The 14,404-nt window shown below is 43.5% G+C and carries 17 protein-coding genes and 1 pseudogene; 6 read left to right on the top strand and 12 right to left on the bottom strand.

Translation table 11 applies throughout. The annotated features are described in order from the left end of the window. Positions 1 to 52 precede the first annotated feature (52 nt). The 4 genes from aspS to SULKU_RS05050 all read left to right on the top strand — a co-directional run bounded on the left by aspS (position 53) and on the right by SULKU_RS05050 (position 3,969). Complete coding sequence (gene aspS / locus SULKU_RS05065) at positions 53 to 1,807, top strand: aspartate--tRNA ligase (protein ID WP_013459862.1); 1,755 nt, start codon at positions 53 to 55, stop codon at positions 1,805 to 1,807. A 3-nt stretch (positions 1,808 to 1,810) separates the two neighbouring features. Then, a complete protein-coding gene (locus SULKU_RS05060; protein WP_013459861.1) occupies positions 1,811 to 2,383 on the top strand; it encodes an adenylate kinase in 573 nt (190 codons plus the stop codon). Positions 2,384 to 2,441: 58 nt separating this feature from the next. Next, positions 2,442 to 3,089 (top strand): adenylate kinase, encoded by a 648-nt coding sequence (gene adk, locus SULKU_RS05055; protein ID WP_013459860.1) that lies wholly within the window; start codon positions 2,442 to 2,444, stop codon positions 3,087 to 3,089. A gap of 133 nt (positions 3,090 to 3,222) precedes the next feature. Continuing rightward, entirely contained in the window at positions 3,223 to 3,969 is a 747-nt protein-coding gene (locus SULKU_RS05050; RefSeq protein WP_013459859.1) for a competence/damage-inducible protein A, read from the top strand. Positions 3,970 to 4,178: 209 nt separating this feature from the next. On the opposite strand, the gene htpX is transcribed toward SULKU_RS05050, so the two are convergent. Then, a complete protein-coding gene (gene htpX / locus SULKU_RS05045) occupies positions 4,179 to 5,072 on the bottom strand; it encodes a zinc metalloprotease HtpX (RefSeq protein ID WP_013459857.1) in 894 nt (297 codons plus the stop codon). Next, positions 5,059 to 5,547, bottom strand: a complete 489-nt coding sequence (locus SULKU_RS05040) for an ankyrin repeat domain-containing protein (RefSeq protein ID WP_013459856.1) — start codon at positions 5,545 to 5,547, stop codon at positions 5,059 to 5,061. Before SULKU_RS05040 ends, htpX begins: the two co-directional genes overlap by 14 nt. 104 nt (positions 5,548 to 5,651) lie before the next feature. On the opposite strand from SULKU_RS05040, the gene SULKU_RS05035 reads away from it, so the two are divergent. Next, a complete protein-coding gene (locus SULKU_RS05035) occupies positions 5,652 to 6,848 on the top strand; it encodes a tetrahydrodipicolinate N-succinyltransferase N-terminal domain-containing protein (RefSeq protein WP_013459855.1) in 1,197 nt (398 codons plus the stop codon). An 80-nt stretch (positions 6,849 to 6,928) separates the two neighbouring features. Then, positions 6,929 to 7,234: a flagellar basal body rod C-terminal domain-containing protein gene (locus SULKU_RS15125; RefSeq protein WP_013459854.1), complete on the top strand. Its 306-nt coding sequence runs from the start codon at positions 6,929 to 6,931 to the stop codon at positions 7,232 to 7,234. 5 nt (positions 7,235 to 7,239) lie between these two features. Here SULKU_RS15125 and SULKU_RS05025 read toward each other — a convergent pair whose 3' ends face one another. The 10 genes and pseudogenes from SULKU_RS05025 to SULKU_RS15420 form a co-directional block, all read right to left on the bottom strand. Next, positions 7,240 to 8,721: an SH3 domain-containing protein gene (locus tag SULKU_RS05025; RefSeq protein WP_151174240.1), complete on the bottom strand. Its 1,482-nt coding sequence runs from the start codon at positions 8,719 to 8,721 to the stop codon at positions 7,240 to 7,242. Positions 8,722 to 8,723: 2 nt separating this feature from the next. Further along, entirely contained in the window at positions 8,724 to 9,383 is a 660-nt protein-coding gene (locus SULKU_RS05020; RefSeq protein ID WP_013459852.1) for a S24 family peptidase, read from the bottom strand. A 335-nt stretch (positions 9,384 to 9,718) separates the two neighbouring features. Beyond that, positions 9,719 to 10,189: a tRNA (cytidine(34)-2'-O)-methyltransferase gene (locus tag SULKU_RS05015; RefSeq protein WP_013459851.1), complete on the bottom strand. Its 471-nt coding sequence runs from the start codon at positions 10,187 to 10,189 to the stop codon at positions 9,719 to 9,721. Further along, positions 10,190 to 11,029, bottom strand: coding sequence for a formyltetrahydrofolate deformylase (gene purU / locus SULKU_RS05010; protein WP_013459850.1), 840 nt, complete (start codon positions 11,027 to 11,029; stop codon positions 10,190 to 10,192). Positions 11,030 to 11,053: 24 nt separating this feature from the next. Continuing rightward, a complete protein-coding gene (locus SULKU_RS05005) occupies positions 11,054 to 11,419 on the bottom strand; it encodes a CiaD-like domain-containing protein (protein ID WP_013459849.1) in 366 nt (121 codons plus the stop codon). After that, entirely contained in the window at positions 11,410 to 11,658 is a 249-nt protein-coding gene (locus SULKU_RS05000; protein ID WP_013459848.1) for a tetratricopeptide repeat protein, read from the bottom strand. Before SULKU_RS05000 ends, SULKU_RS05005 begins: the two co-directional genes overlap by 10 nt. Beyond that, the gene (gene leuB / locus SULKU_RS04995) at positions 11,646 to 12,722 is read right to left on the bottom strand and encodes a 3-isopropylmalate dehydrogenase (RefSeq protein ID WP_013459847.1); all 1,077 of its coding nucleotides are present in this window, start codon (positions 12,720 to 12,722) and stop codon (positions 11,646 to 11,648) included. Before leuB ends, SULKU_RS05000 begins: the two co-directional genes overlap by 13 nt. A gap of 3 nt (positions 12,723 to 12,725) precedes the next feature. Then, on the bottom strand, positions 12,726 to 13,229 hold the full coding sequence (locus tag SULKU_RS04990) for a 3-isopropylmalate dehydratase small subunit (protein WP_013459846.1): 504 nt from the start codon (positions 13,227 to 13,229) through the stop codon (positions 12,726 to 12,728). Positions 13,230 to 13,328: 99 nt separating this feature from the next. Continuing rightward, on the bottom strand, positions 13,329 to 13,625 hold the full coding sequence (locus SULKU_RS14330) for a methyl-accepting chemotaxis protein (protein ID WP_049766958.1): 297 nt from the start codon (positions 13,623 to 13,625) through the stop codon (positions 13,329 to 13,331). Between the two features lie 72 nt (positions 13,626 to 13,697). Then, a pseudogene (locus SULKU_RS15420) lies at positions 13,698 to 14,213 on the bottom strand (methyl-accepting chemotaxis protein); the annotation flags it as partial. Positions 14,214 to 14,404 lie beyond the last annotated feature (191 nt).

Raw genomic sequence — 14,404 nt, 5'->3', positions numbered from 1 at the left:
CCAAAAGTTTCCACCCGCTATAATTGCAAAAAATTTTCACAAGGACTTTGATTTGAGAAGTCATTTTTGTACTGATTTAAGTGAAGCAAACGTAGGCGACAATGTCATTTTGTGCGGTTGGGCGAACAGTTACCGCGACCACGGAGGAATTGTTTTTATCGATTTGCGCGATAAAAGCGGCCTGATTCAACTCGTTTGTGACCCTGCAGACAATGCACATGCCCACAAACTTGCCAGTGAAGTGCGTGACGAATTCGTCCTTATCGCCCACGGACGCGTTCGTAACCGCGGTGAAGGTCTCGTCAACCCGCGTCTTAAAACCGGAGCAATCGAAGTAGTTGTTGAAGAACTCATCATTGAAAACCGCTCTGAACCTGTCCCTTTCGGCATCGGTGACAACAGTGTCGGCGAAGAGATCCGTCTTAAATATCGCTACCTGGATCTGCGTAACCCGTCCATGTACAACACCTTTATGCTCCGTTCAAAAGCGGCGATTGCGGCACGTAACGTACTCGATCGTCTCGGATTTTTGGAAGTTGAAACCCCTATTTTGACCAAATCGACTCCTGAGGGTGCACGTGACTATCTCGTGCCGAGCCGTGTGCATGAGGGTGAGTTCTATGCCCTCCCGCAGTCTCCCCAATTATTCAAACAGCTTTTGATGGTGGGCGGATTTGACCGCTATTTCCAAATCGCAAAATGTTTCCGTGACGAAGATTTGCGTGCCGACCGTCAACCTGAATTTACTCAAATCGACGTCGAAATGAGCTTCTGTAACCAAGAAGACGTTATCCGTGTCGCCGAAGAGCTGATTACCGGGATGTTTGCTGCAGCAGGACACGAAGTTCATACACCGTTCAACCGTATCAAATACAACGATGCGATGGAATGGTACGGTTCAGACAAACCCGATCTCCGATATGACCTGAAAATGATCGACGTAATCGATATTTTCGCACGCTGCGACAATGAGATTTTCACCTCTATCGCCGCTAACCCGAAAATGAACCGCATTAAAGCGCTCCGCGTTCCGGGTGCCGATTTGGTATTTTCCAAACGTGAAATGAAAAGTTTTGAAGATTACGTCCGCAAGTTCGGAGCCAAAGGGCTCGGATACTTCCAAATGAAAGAAGACGGCCTTAAAGGACCGCTGGAAAAATTCTTTGCCCCTGAAGATTTGCAGCTTCTCGTAGAGCGTACCGGTATGGAAGTGGGCGACGTCGTCTTCTTCGGTGCGGGTGACAAGAAAACCGTTTGGGATTATATGGGACGTTTCCGTATCTTTATTGCCGAACACGAAAAAATGAACCTGATTGACCAAGACCGCTTCGAGTTTGTCTGGGTTGTCGATTTCCCGATGTTCGAAATCGAAGACGGGCGTGTCAAAGCCCTTCACCATCCGTTCACCATGCCGCGTGATTTGAATCACGAGCACCTTGAAGATATCGAATCGATCGCCTATGACATCGTCCTCAACGGAACCGAACTCGGCGGCGGATCGATCCGTATCCATAAACAGGCGTTGCAAGAGCAAATATTTACCCTTTTGGGTATCGGCGAAGAAGAAGCGCAAGAGAAATTCGGCTTCCTTCTCGATGCGTTGAAATTCGGTGCACCGCCACACGGCGGTTTTGCGATCGGATTTGACCGTTTCATGATGCTATTGTCTAAAAAAGAGAGTATCCGTGATGTTATCGCATTCCCGAAAACTCAAAAGGCTTCTTGTATCATGACTCAGGCACCGAGTCCTGTAGAGTTGACACAACTTCGTGAACTTCATATTCGCCTTCGTGAAAGTGTGAAATAATTGATGAAACAACTCTTCTTAATCATCGGTGCACCGGGTTCAGGGAAAACAACCGATGCGGAAATGATTGCGGAACGCAACAGCGATGAGATCATTCACTACTCTACCGGAGATCTTCTCCGCGCTGAAGTAGCCAGCGGAAGCGAGCGCGGAAAGCTGATTGACAGTTTCATCAGCAAAGGGATGATTGTTCCGATTGAAATAGCGATCGAAACCATTGTTACGGCAATCAAAAATGCCCCGAGCAATATCATTCTTTTTGACGGCTATCCGCGTTCGTCAGAACAAATGAACGAACTTGACAAATTTCTCTCGCACGACACCGATATTGAGCTTGTCAGCGTCATTGAAGTCGTCGTCAGCGAGGAAGTGGCACGGGAACGTGTATTGGGTCGTTCACGCGGAGCGGATGATAAAGAAGAAGTCTTTAATAACCGAATGAAAGTCTATACAGACCCTTTAGCGGATATTCAAAACTTTTACGAGAGCAAAAACCTCCTCAAAAAAATCGACGGCGAACGCTCAATCGACGCCATCGTCAACGAGATGGAACTCTTTATCGAAAGTAAAATCTGAGTATTCACCGGAATTTTATTCCGATGACCGATAAATCAATTATAGTAAGGAAGTAATTATGAAAATCATTCTTTTGGGTGCTCCGGGTGCAGGAAAAGGGACACAGGCACAATTTTTGACTAAAGCCTTTGACATTCCGCAAATCTCTACCGGAGATATGCTCCGCGCCGCTATTAAAGCGGGAACGGAACTCGGTACATTGGCAAAATCGTTTATGGATGCCGGTAAACTGGTAACCGATGAGATCATTATCGGTTTGGTTAAAGAGCGTATCACACAAGATGACTGCAAAAACGGTTTTCTCCTTGACGGTTTTCCTCGCACCGTTCCTCAAGCCGATGCTCTCAAAGAAGCGGGTGTAGCGATCGATGCGGTAATCGAGATCGACGTTGCCGACAGCGTTATCGTAGAGCGTATGTCAGGACGACGCGCACACCTCGCATCAGGCCGAACGTATCATATCGTCTACAATCCGCCGAAAGTGGAAGGAAAAGACGATGAAACCGGTGAAGACTTGGTTCAACGTGATGATGACAAAGCTGAAGTCGTACTGGATCGTCTCCGTGTTTACCACGAGCAAACCAGCCCGCTTGTCAATTACTACAAAGGCGTTGCCGCTTCCGATGAGACGGTTAAGTACATCACCATCGACGGAACGCAAAAAATCGATGCCGTCGAAAAAGAGATCCTCTCTAAACTCAAATAACGGCTTCAATTATATACGCCCGATGAGCCAAGCCCATCGGGCTACGCTAACGCTGAGTTCTCTTCAGCAGAGAGCTCACGTCCAGTCAACCGGATTATGATTTTACTTTATCTTCTCGTGTTATAATCTTTCCATGAAAACACCCCATTTTTACGCCGTCATTATCGGTTCTGAAATTCTTAACGGCCGTCGGGAAGACAAACATTTTCTGTATCTTCGCGATACTCTGCTGCAGCTGGGGCATACCCTCTTTGCTTCATTCATTATCAAAGATGATCCCGTTTTAATCCGAAATACATTTTCCATGATTAAAAATGATCCCTATGCGGTGATGTTCAGTTTCGGAGGGATCGGTTCTACCCCCGATGATTTAACCCGTCAGATCGCATCCGATGTTTTCAGTGACGGTATCTTAGTCTCCCATGCACAGTTTTGTTCCGATATTATCGAACGCTTCGGCGATGCAGCCTACCCGCACCGTATCCATATGGCGGCACTGCCGAAAAATTCCGAATTGCTCCATAATGTCATAAATAACATGTCGGGATTTTATCTCGAGAAACGCTATTTTTTCATGCCGGGTTTTCCCGAAATGTCACATCCGATGGTTAATGAAGCCCTAAGCCGCTTTTATCCCCGGGGTAAAACGATTTATCGTCAAACGCTGATTGCTCAAACCTCGGAAAATACACTGATTGAGTGTATGCATCAATTAGACCCTAGCGTCGATTTTTCATCCCTTCCGATGATTAACGGCGGAAATCCGATCGTTGAAATTTCCGTTGCTTCAGAAGATAAAGAACTGTGTGATAAAAGTTTTCAATTTTTCATCCATGCTTTGGAGAAAAAAACAATTTCTTATAAAATTATCGTAAACTAATAAAAATAAACATTTAAAAAATTTTGCCGATATAATTAAGCCAAGGATGGAGGAAGATTATGGGTAAAATAAATTTTTTAATTATCGGGCTTGGGATCAGTGTCATTATTTACTTAATATATCGTCATACTTTTTTAAAGCAACCAAAAAAAAAGATGCCGCATAAACCCCATTTCACCCTGAAAGTCGAATCTGAATAACATCTTTTCTCAGACGTAATGACGATCATAAAGTTTATTACGTTCCTGAAGTGTATTAAACTCTCTTTTGAGCTGTTCCAACCGTTCAAGTCGTTGTTCGGTCGTCGGGTGGGTGCGAAATAAATTCGCAAATGAAATATTCTTGCCGTCAAACGGGCTAATAATAAACATATGGGCATTTTCCGGCGTAGCCCCCTGTACTTCTCCTCTTAAATTATAATTTGAAAGTTTTATCAGAGCATCTTGGAGCCATTCGGGATGTCCGGTTAAGCGTGCCGCACCCTCATCCGCCATAAACTCGCGTGAACGGCTGATGGTCATCTGTATAATACTCGCCGCCAGCGGGAGGATGATTGCCATAGCGATCATTAATATCGGATTTCCGTTACGATTGTTTCGATTCCCGAACATTGCCCCGAACTGAAGCATATTGGCGATAAAAGCGACCGCTCCCGCAATCGTCGCCGCTATGGTAGCAATCAGAATATCGCGATGTCCTACATGGGAAAGCTCATGCGCCATAACCCCCTCGATTTCATCTTCATTCAACAGTTCCAGCAATCCTGTCGTAATCGCAACCGCAGCATGTTCAGGATTGCGTCCGGTAGCAAATGCATTGGGAATATGATCGTGTATAATATAAACTTTCGGCATCGGCAATGAACCGCGTTCCGCCAACCGCTCAACGACCCGATAGAGCATCGGCGCTTCGCGGGGATCGACTTCTTGGGCATTATAGTGTTTCAAAATCATCTTATCGGAGAAATAATAGGCATAGAAATTCATCCCTCCCGCAAAAAGTAGCGCGAGTACCATTCCCCCCTGCCCGCCAAGATATCCGCCGATAAATACAAGCAGTACACTAAGCGATCCGAGCAACAAAAAGGTTTTAATCTGTTCCATTCTTTTCTTCTCCCTGCAATAAATCTAAAATAGATTTTTTATGCATTTTACGGGCAAAATCAATCGCATTGAGTCCATACGCATCCCGCGCATGTACATCTACCCCAAGTTCCAATAGTTTTTTAATAACTTCCGTTCGCCCGTAGCATACAGCCCCCATTAATGGGGTAAATCCGCTTTGGCGTGTCGGATGGTTCACATCAAACCCGCTCTTAATCAAACGCTCAATCAAACTAAGATTATTATAGGTGACCGCAACATCAAAGACACTCACCCCTTCATTATCAGTATGAGTGACATCGGCTCCGCTTTCGATGAGAAGATCAATAATTTCTTGATCACAATGATAGCGCAGAGCAAAACAGATAACCGATTCCCCGTTCTCTTCCACCTCATTCGGATTGCCGCCGCTTTTGAGATATTTTTTGATACCGAGATAATCATTTGCTTTTAATAATGTGATCCATTCTTCCATAAACATTCCAATAATAATTTATCGTAGTATAACACGCAACCTTCAACCCATCCATAGGCGATTGTGGTAAAATTACCTATTAATTTTACACCAAGTGAGACAATATGGAAATTTTAGAGACCGAAGCGGCTTTCAAAGCATGCGTTCAAGAGATTCAAAACACTTCAGGATACAAAAATCCCCTTGCATTCGGTATTTGCCGTGTCGATTTCGGTCAACTCAACAGCGATAAAATCCTCCAGGCTACCTATCCGCATATCAACTGGAACGAAAACTTCGGCAGTGCGGCTATTTTTATCAAAAGTGCCCAAGAACAAGGATACGTCGTCGATTTTAACGCCGATGAAGTCATTATCCCCGTAACGTTGAAATTTTTAGAGGGATGCTTGAACGCTTTTACTCCGTACGCCGATGAGGCATTCGGTGATGCCCACAAAAATATCCAAATGATCTCAGCGCTTTACAACCAAGTTAAAGAGCGCGGTATGCGCGAAGGCGAATTTCGCCTGGTTATTTTGTTTAACGATGTGGCCTGCACAAGTGTCGAAGGGACGTACTTGAAACTCTACGCCCTCTCAACATCAAAAGCGGCTCTTCGTTCTCTCAATCTTAACGGTGCGTTCGGTGCACTTCACAACGTTGCTTGGTCGGACGGGCAGCCTATCGAACTTGAGTGGCTTCGCGAAAACGAAATCGAACTAAAATTTGCCAACGAATATCCGAAGATCGATTTCGTCGATAAATTCCCTCGCTATCTCCAACATATTATCCCGGCCAATAATACGCGTGTATTGGACGATTCAAAAGTTCGTTTCGGTGCGCAGCTTCATGCAGGAACAACCATCATGCCGGGTGCGAGCTATGTGAACTTCAATGCGGGAACGACCGGAGTCAGCATGGTTGAAGGGCGTATTTCAAGTTCTGCCGTTGTCGGTGACGGCTCAGACGTCGGCGGAGGGGCATCGATCCTCGGAGTTCTCAGCGGAACGGACGGTATTCCTGTCACCATCGGGAAAAATACCCTTTTGGGAGCCAACTCGGTTACCGGTATCGCATTAGGAGACGGATGTATTGTCGATGCGGGAATCGCGGTATTAGCCGGAACCAAATTTGCGGTTGATCCGCAAGAATTGGCAAAAATACAAGAAGCCAACCCGAGTGCGACGCTGAACGGAAGCAGTTTCAAAGGGAAAGATTTGGTCGGATTGAACGGCATTCACTACCGCCAAGACTCGACAACGGGACAGCTGCTTATACGCCGCTCAACCCGAGAGGTCAAGCTAAACGCCGATTTGCACTGATCGGACTAATTTGATTTCCCTGCTATCTCTTAAGGTAGCCGGGATTATACTTTCTTTATCTGATATACAAGGAGCTTTAGATGATAAGCTCAAACGTCTCTTCTTTGATGTCCAATCAAGTCTATATGAACAATAATGCTCAGAATGTTGCAAATGTCAATACGGACGGGTATGTTCCTCGCCAAACAACTATAAGCGAAACGCAAAACGGCTCGACACAGGCTAATACCAAACAGGCTGATTCAAACGGAAGTGAAAGATCTCAAACCGATTTATCCAAAGAGATGACGGATCAAATCAGCATTGAAAAAATTGCCGCTTCCAATGTACAAGCTATCCGTACACAAGACGAGATGCTCGGTTCCCTCTTAGATATGCGAGGATAAAGGATTTAAAGCTGCTTTTTAGTGCTTGCAGCTTTAGCATTCCGAGTCAATTTAAGAGGTGCATGTGTAAAAATATTCATGCTCTCCACACGGTTTAATAACTTCATAGTCGGATCGTAGTTGTCTAATTCAGCCCCAAGTTCCAGTGTACTGATAACGGCTCTGCCGATAATGTGTCTCCCCGTGTTCCCCTCATTATCAACGGTACGAACACCCCAAAAATTATGCATTACCAAAACATTGTCCTGATAGGTACCGATATACAGCAAGACATGTCCTTTTAGATAAATGATCGTCTCAAAAGGGACCCCTTTGGATTTGATCGCTGCTAGTTTCTCGTCATTAGAGAATTTAGCAAACGAAATCACCTCTCCTTTGCGAGACTGTGCTGCAGAATTTCGGGGAAGCCAAATGCCAAACGGGGCGAACATATCCCGAATCATTGACGAACAATCACGTTCACCGTACATTCCGCCCCAGCCATATGTATTTTTGAGTAATTGATTCCCTATCGTAATTAAATCTTTTTTATTGATTTTACTGGCACCTAAATGTGCAGAGTGCTTCGGAATGGTTACGACAGTAACGATATTGTTTTGATCGTACGTTTTAACCAAATAATTATCCCCTTCTTCACGTTCCAGAGGAAGAATCATTCCGATTCGCGTATAAGCGATAAAACGATTTTTAGCATCACGCATCGGAAAGTTGTCTTCAATAATAAAGACTTTATCAGACTTTTGAATGCTTGTAATCGTTTGATTGTCTACAATACTGATACCGTCAGATTTTACCCAGCCTGATGCGTTATTGGTAAATATATAGCTCCACGCTCCGTCTTTGGTGGTATGAGACACAAAAATGGGCTCATTATAGTTCACACTGCTGTTTTGGAGCAGATCAAACGGATATCCGTCTCCCGCTTTTTCCGGATTTTTATAGAGAGGTTTATCGGTCGGGAGTGCACGTATATCCATCCATCTTAAAGTAACGGCTTTTTGGTTTAATGTCCCGTACGCATCAAAATTACTCTGATTAGATATCTCTTCAAACCAAGACGGAGGTACCGGTCTTAGATTGCTCCCGTATCCTCCCCTAAACGCACGAAGAGGCCATGAAGCATTTTCTCTTTTTTCCGGTGGAGCACCATAGCTCCACGGGGCGTAATAACGGGCATCAAATGCAGTCTGTACCTCCAATAAATTATCTCTATCCACACCGTTTTGTTCCACATAAGGGACTAACGATTGCTCAAAACGGTCTAAATCATTCACTTTCGGACCGAATTCAGGTAATTTAACGCCGATATCTTGGGGGAGCATACAACAAAACGGATCTTCTAAACCGCTTTGATTAACATCTGTTTTGGAAGGGGGCAACGATAATTTCGGTGTAGGAAGCAGATCAGGGGTATGTGTACTGCATCCTCCTAAAGCCATCAATAATATGCCGCTCATCCACATCGTTGTTTTCATTTGTATTTCCAATATTATTCTATTCCGCCGAACCGCCCGACCACTCTTCCGATCACTTCGACTTCATCCCGTCGTGCAACATAGGTCGGATAATCTTTATTATCCGAAATGATATCAAGTTTGCCATCAATTCGAACTTGTATTCTTTTGATAAACAACCCGTGTTCGGTACGAATCGTAAAAATTCCTCCACGACTAATATCGGTCTTTGAACGATTTATAAAAATGATATCGTTATAACTGAAAGAGGGTTCCATCGAATCACCCGATACATTTATAGCTTCAATATGGCGCAGTTCTTTTTCACCGCCTAAAGAGAGTACAAAATTATCTTCAAGCATCAGAGGCTCATAATCCAATTCTTCATTATCGGCGCCTCCCCCTGCCGAGGCATTTACCGAAGAGAAATAACGTACCATGTAAAAGCGGTTTGTCGGTTCAATCAAACTCTCTGGAGATTGGTTATATAAAAGCCAGTTAATGGCGATGGAACGTTTGGCACAAAAGTCGAGTAATTCCGTAAAGGGGATTTTATTGCGCTTTTTCATCGTTGCAAAATTCATTTGCGAAATATCCAATAGTTCTGCTACATCTTTATCGAATACCTTTTTTTCCGGAAATTCGGAAGAGACGATATCTTTTATCGTCTCGACAATATCACTGAATGTTTTCATAGTGAAATCCTTTTCTATTATCGATAGTGTATTGTAGGAATTATGACATAGATTTTAGAATAATATGTCATTTTGAAATATTTTTAAAAGGATAGATAAAATTATTTTACTATTTGCCTAATATCACTCAAGGAGTTGACAATGGCAATGGTTATTATTAAAGCTAACGGTTGGATGGAGAGACTAGAGGTCAAAATGGAGAAATGGGCCGAGAGATTATTTTAATCTTCGTTCATATCTTTCTCACGGCGAGATATATGGTATCCGCGAAAAATATAGACGAGAAATAGAATGAACAGTACGGTCATTACCGTATCAAGTATTTGCATCATGGTTTACATCATCTTTCTGTAGGAATTAAAATTTTGTTTAATCGCTTCGTAGAGGATTATTCCGCTACTAATGGCGAGGTTCAGACTACGTCCCTCTTTGGTCATCGGAATCGTCATTGTCTGCTTCGGATAAGCTTCTAAAATTTCTGAGGGGATCCCGGCGGTCTCACTCCCGAAAAACAGATAGTCCCCCTCTTGAAACTCATGCTCGAAATAAGGGATGTCCGTTTTGGTCGTAGCAAAGAAAAAACGCTCCTTGATCGGATGGGCATCCATAAATTCTTCTATACTTTCCCAGACATGCAAATCGATTTTATGCCAATAATCCAAGCCGGCACGACGTACCGCTTTTTCATCGATATCGAAACCGATCGGTTTGATAAGGTGGAGCGAAGAACCGGTATTAACGCAAAGCCGGCCGATTGCACCGGTATTATTGGGAATTTGAGGATTTACTAAAACGATATGAAACATTTAAAAAATGATCGTTTTGTTTGCATGGACAAATATACGATCCTCCAGCGCCATCTTTAACGCTTTGGATAAAACGATTTTCTCCACATCACGCCCCAGACGCTGCATCTCTTCCCATCCATAGGCATGATTGACATGAATGACATCCTGAGCGATAATCGGCCCCTCATCAAGATGATTATTGACAAAGTGCGCCGTAGCTCCGATAATTTTTACGCCGCGCTCATACGCTTGTTTATAAGGATTGGCTCCGATAAAAGCGGGAAGAAACGAGTGGTGGATGTTGATGATCTTGTCTTCGTACGTTTCAACAAACCGCGGAGTTAAAATCCTCATATATTTTGCCAAAACGATATAGTCGATTTCGCCTAATTCAGAAAGCTTTTGCAGAACACGCTGCTCATGTTCATCCCTGTCACACCCCTCATGAGATACCGTATAAAATGGGATGTCAAATTTAGAGACCAGCGGTTCAAGCAAATCATAGTTGGAAACGACACCGACGATGTGGCAGTCCAGCTCACCCGCTTCGTATCGTATTAGAATATCACCTAGGGCATGCGACTCTTTGGTCGCCATCAGAACAATCCGTTTTTTTCGGGGAGCGATCACTTCAAGATGGGTATTCTTCGGCAAAATTGCGCTTAGTTCGCTTTTGAGCATATCCGGTGCAATTTCACCGGCTACTTCGCTGCGCATGAAAAATTTATTGTGTGTTTTATCGACAAATTCGTTATTGGAAATAATATTAAGATTGCGGTGGAAAAAAATGCTGGATACTTTGTAGACCAGCCCTTTTTCATCATTGCAATGGATTAATATACGGTAATGTTCATTCATTTCTTATCCTCGGATTGAAAGCGGCTACGATTCTTTTATCGTTTCTAAGCGATTGTCTATGGTAGCTAAAAGATATTCAAAAAAGTTGAGTGTCAAATCTACTTTGGCTTCTATTTGCGTGTTATTCGGAGACTGAAATCCTTCGAAGAGAACAAGTAGCCGTTCCCGGATCCCCTCAAGCATCCGTGCTTCATCATCGCGAACGGCATGTACCGTTTCAATCACGGTTTGAATCGTCTCTATAATCGGCGGTTTAGGAACGGCCGTTTCTTCTACAGACTGAAGCGGTTTCTCTTCAATAATACGTTCAAGATATTCGCTCTTCTCGGGTACGCTTGATAACTCTTCAATTTCGGCTAATGTAGATAATATGACATCTTTTAGTTCCATGCTTTCATCAACCACCTTTCAAATTGAATAAATTCAGCCTCTTCTTCCATCTGAATAAAAAAAGTCTTCATTTCGTTATTGACCCCTAAAAACTTTTTTCGCATACCCGAAAGTCGGCGAATCGCAATTTTTGCATCGGCATTAGAAGGATCTTTTTTCAAAATCTCTTTGTATATTTCAAGAGCATCTTCTTTGAGCCCTTGAAGCTCGTAAATATTGGCGAGGGTTAGAGTTTGCATTTGGCTGCGAAATTAGCGATGATGGATCCCATCTCGCTAGTTGAGCAAACTTCTTTAGCGTCAAATCCCGCGATATCTTTGGTACGATATCCCTCAGCAAGAGCTTGTTTGATACCGTAATCGATACGGTCTGCCGCACGATTTTCGCCCAATGCGAAACGAAGCATCATCGAAGCGCTCGCAATGGTCGCGATCGGATTGGCAATCCCCTGCCCTGCAATATCCGGCGCTGAACCGTGAATCGGCTCATACACACCGATTGAAGAACCTACCGATGCCGATGGAAGCAACCCGATGGAGCCTGATAGCATACTTGCTTCGTCACTGAGAATATCACCGAAAATATTTCCGGTCAAAATGACGTCGAATTGTTTCGGATCGCGGATCAGCTGCATCGCCGCATTATCGACATACATATGGCTGAGTTCGACTTCAGGATACTCTTTGGCAACTTCTTCAACCACTTCGCGCCATAACTGGCTGACATCAAGGACATTGGCTTTATCGACCGAACACACTTTTTTAGAGCGTTCCATCGCAATTTTGAACGCGACATGTGCAATCCGTTCAATCTCAGGACGGGTATACACCATAGTGTTCCATCCCTTATTCTCATCACGTCCTTTCGGTTCTCCGAAATAAATCCCGCCGATCAGTTCACGTACAACCATCAAATCGACACCTTTGACGATTTCAGGTTTCAATGAGCTGGCATTTACAAGTTCATCATAGACGTTAGCCGGACGAAGATTGGCGAAAACACCCAATTCTTTACGGAAACGAAGCAATCCGCTCTCAGGTCGTTTTTCACGCGGAAGAGTGTCCCATTTTTGGCCTCCGATAGCTCCGAACAGTACCGCATTGCTGGATAATGAGATATCGATCGTCTCTTGAGGAAGCGGATCGCCCGTTACGTCGTAAGCACACCCTCCCATCAGGGCTTCTTGATAGTTAAACTCGATATTTTCGCACGCTGCAACCGCATCTAAAACTTTAACGGCTTCATCAATGATCTCAGGACCGATTCCGTCCCCTTTAATCAAGGCAATATTGTAACTTTTCATCAATTATTTCTCCTGTGCGGCAATTTCGGCTTCTGCATAATTCATCAAACCGCCTGCCGCGATTAGTTCTTGCATAAAAGGCGGGATCGGAATAAATTTGTAGACTTTCCCGTTGGTAGTATTGGTAATCGTCCCTGCATCCATGTCGATACTGACCGATTCTCCCTCTTTGATCTCTAAAGATTCGGGAAGTTCAAAAATCGGCAATCCCATGTTAAAAGCATTACGGTAAAAAATACGGGCGAATGTCGGTGCGATAACCGCTGCTACACCTGCCGCTTTAAGTGCGATAGGAGCATGTTCGCGTGACGAGCCGCATCCGAAATTTTCATCGGCTACGATAATATCGCCCGGTATCATTTTGCTTACGAATGTCGGATCGGCATCTTCCATGACATGTTTAGCAAGCTCTTTCGGGTCTGAGGTGTTGAGATAACGGGCAGCAATAATCAAGTCTGTATCGATATCTTTACCGAAATTCCAAACTTTCCCTTCAATTTTTTGCATCAAAAATCCTATGGTACGTAAAATTGACTGGATTATAGCAAAGATGTGTTGAAAGAGTTTTAAAGCCTATTAAAAGGCTTTTATGTCTGTTGGTGCAAATTATGATGTTTTAAACTGCGCCAGTGACAAGCTTAAACTTTCTGCTCTTTTTGCCAAATGTTCAGCGGCGGCTGCAATCTCTTCTACGCTTCTGGCATTTGTCATTGATAATTTGTTGATAGTATCGATTCGCATGATTACATCTTTGGTTTTTGAGTTACCGTTAGATGCATCTTCTGCCGTTTGGTTAGCTATTTTTGCTGCATCGGCAATGATATTGACTGTTTTATTCATTGTAGATTCTACTTCCTTGGAGCGTTTTCCTAACTCTTCAAGTTTTTTCGCACTTTTAGACATAGACTCTGTTGCCTCTAGGACAGATTGAACAATTACGGATACGGTAGCATTGCTTTCGGTCAAACTTTGCTAAGTTCTCTCTGCCAGTTTTCTAACTTCATCGGCTACTACAGCAAAGCCTCTTCCATGTTCTCCGGCACGAGCCGCTTCAATTGCGGCATTCAGTGCCAATAAATTTGTTTGATCTGCAATATCCGTAATTACCGAAAGTACTGTTTTTACCTGTTCTGCTTCAGATGATAGTCTCTCTAACTGTCCTGACAGTTCCATCTGTTCAACAACAATAAGCTGCAATGCACCTGACACGGACAAGACATCTTTAGCAGCATCGGACACCTCGGATGAAGCTTCTCTTATTTCCTCTTCAGCTTTTTTGGACTCATCTTCACTATTGCTTAGCAATTCAGAAACATCATTTGAACTTTGTTTTGTCTCATCTACAACAATTGAAGTATCTTCAGTGCGTTTTCCTATCTGTAGACTTGTCGCAGATAATTCTTCCGCTACTGAAGCATTTTCTGTTGCCGATTTTTTTGCATCGTCTATTGCTTTGGCAAGATCGCCTAAAAGTTCATTAACATAGTCCATTGTTTCAGCAATTTCATCTTTAGTCCCGGTCACAATTTTTTTTGTTAAATCCTTACTGTTCTTAATCTCCTCACACCCTTTTTTTGCTGCTGAAATGGAAAAGTTTATAGACTTCAAAAGTAGTAAAAAAGTTCCGATAGAGAGTAGTACAATAAGAGCTATCATTAGTTCTGAGAATACAGAGCTATCTC

The sequence above is a fragment of the Sulfuricurvum kujiense DSM 16994 genome, assembly GCF_000183725.1.
Taxonomy (GTDB): Bacteria; Campylobacterota; Campylobacteria; order Campylobacterales; family Sulfurimonadaceae; genus Sulfuricurvum; species Sulfuricurvum kujiense.
The sequence above is the reverse complement of the archived record's forward strand: the minus strand, read 5'-3'. Positions and strand labels throughout refer to the sequence as shown.

What these genes read in the sequence shown, in the direction of transcription:
- leuB (WP_013459847.1), bottom strand. Translation starts at nt 12,722, where the DNA reads ATGAAAAGTTACAATATTGCCTTGATTAAAGGGGACGGAATCGGTCCT.
- SULKU_RS14330 (WP_049766958.1), bottom strand. Translation starts at nt 13,625, where the DNA reads ATGTCTAAAAGTGCGAAAAAACTTGAAGAGTTAGGAAAACGCTCCAAG.
- SULKU_RS05060 (WP_013459861.1), top strand. Translation starts at nt 1,811, where the DNA reads ATGAAACAACTCTTCTTAATCATCGGTGCACCGGGTTCAGGGAAAACA.
- SULKU_RS05040 (WP_013459856.1), bottom strand. Translation starts at nt 5,547, where the DNA reads ATGGAAGAATGGATCACATTATTAAAAGCAAATGATTATCTCGGTATC.
- SULKU_RS05000 (WP_013459848.1), bottom strand. Translation starts at nt 11,658, where the DNA reads ATGCAAACTCTAACCCTCGCCAATATTTACGAGCTTCAAGGGCTCAAA.
- purU (WP_013459850.1), bottom strand. Translation starts at nt 11,029, where the DNA reads ATGAATGAACATTACCGTATATTAATCCATTGCAATGATGAAAAAGGG.
- SULKU_RS15125 (WP_013459854.1), top strand. Translation starts at nt 6,929, where the DNA reads ATGATAAGCTCAAACGTCTCTTCTTTGATGTCCAATCAAGTCTATATG.
- SULKU_RS05020 (WP_013459852.1), bottom strand. Translation starts at nt 9,383, where the DNA reads ATGAAAACATTCAGTGATATTGTCGAGACGATAAAAGATATCGTCTCT.
- SULKU_RS04990 (WP_013459846.1), bottom strand. Translation starts at nt 13,229, where the DNA reads ATGCAAAAAATTGAAGGGAAAGTTTGGAATTTCGGTAAAGATATCGAT.
- SULKU_RS05050 (WP_013459859.1), top strand. Translation starts at nt 3,223, where the DNA reads ATGAAAACACCCCATTTTTACGCCGTCATTATCGGTTCTGAAATTCTT.
- SULKU_RS05035 (WP_013459855.1), top strand. Translation starts at nt 5,652, where the DNA reads ATGGAAATTTTAGAGACCGAAGCGGCTTTCAAAGCATGCGTTCAAGAG.
- SULKU_RS05015 (WP_013459851.1), bottom strand. Translation starts at nt 10,189, where the DNA reads ATGTTTCATATCGTTTTAGTAAATCCTCAAATTCCCAATAATACCGGT.
- SULKU_RS05005 (WP_013459849.1), bottom strand. Translation starts at nt 11,419, where the DNA reads ATGGAACTAAAAGATGTCATATTATCTACATTAGCCGAAATTGAAGAG.
- adk (WP_013459860.1), top strand. Translation starts at nt 2,442, where the DNA reads ATGAAAATCATTCTTTTGGGTGCTCCGGGTGCAGGAAAAGGGACACAG.
- htpX (WP_013459857.1), bottom strand. Translation starts at nt 5,072, where the DNA reads ATGGAACAGATTAAAACCTTTTTGTTGCTCGGATCGCTTAGTGTACTG.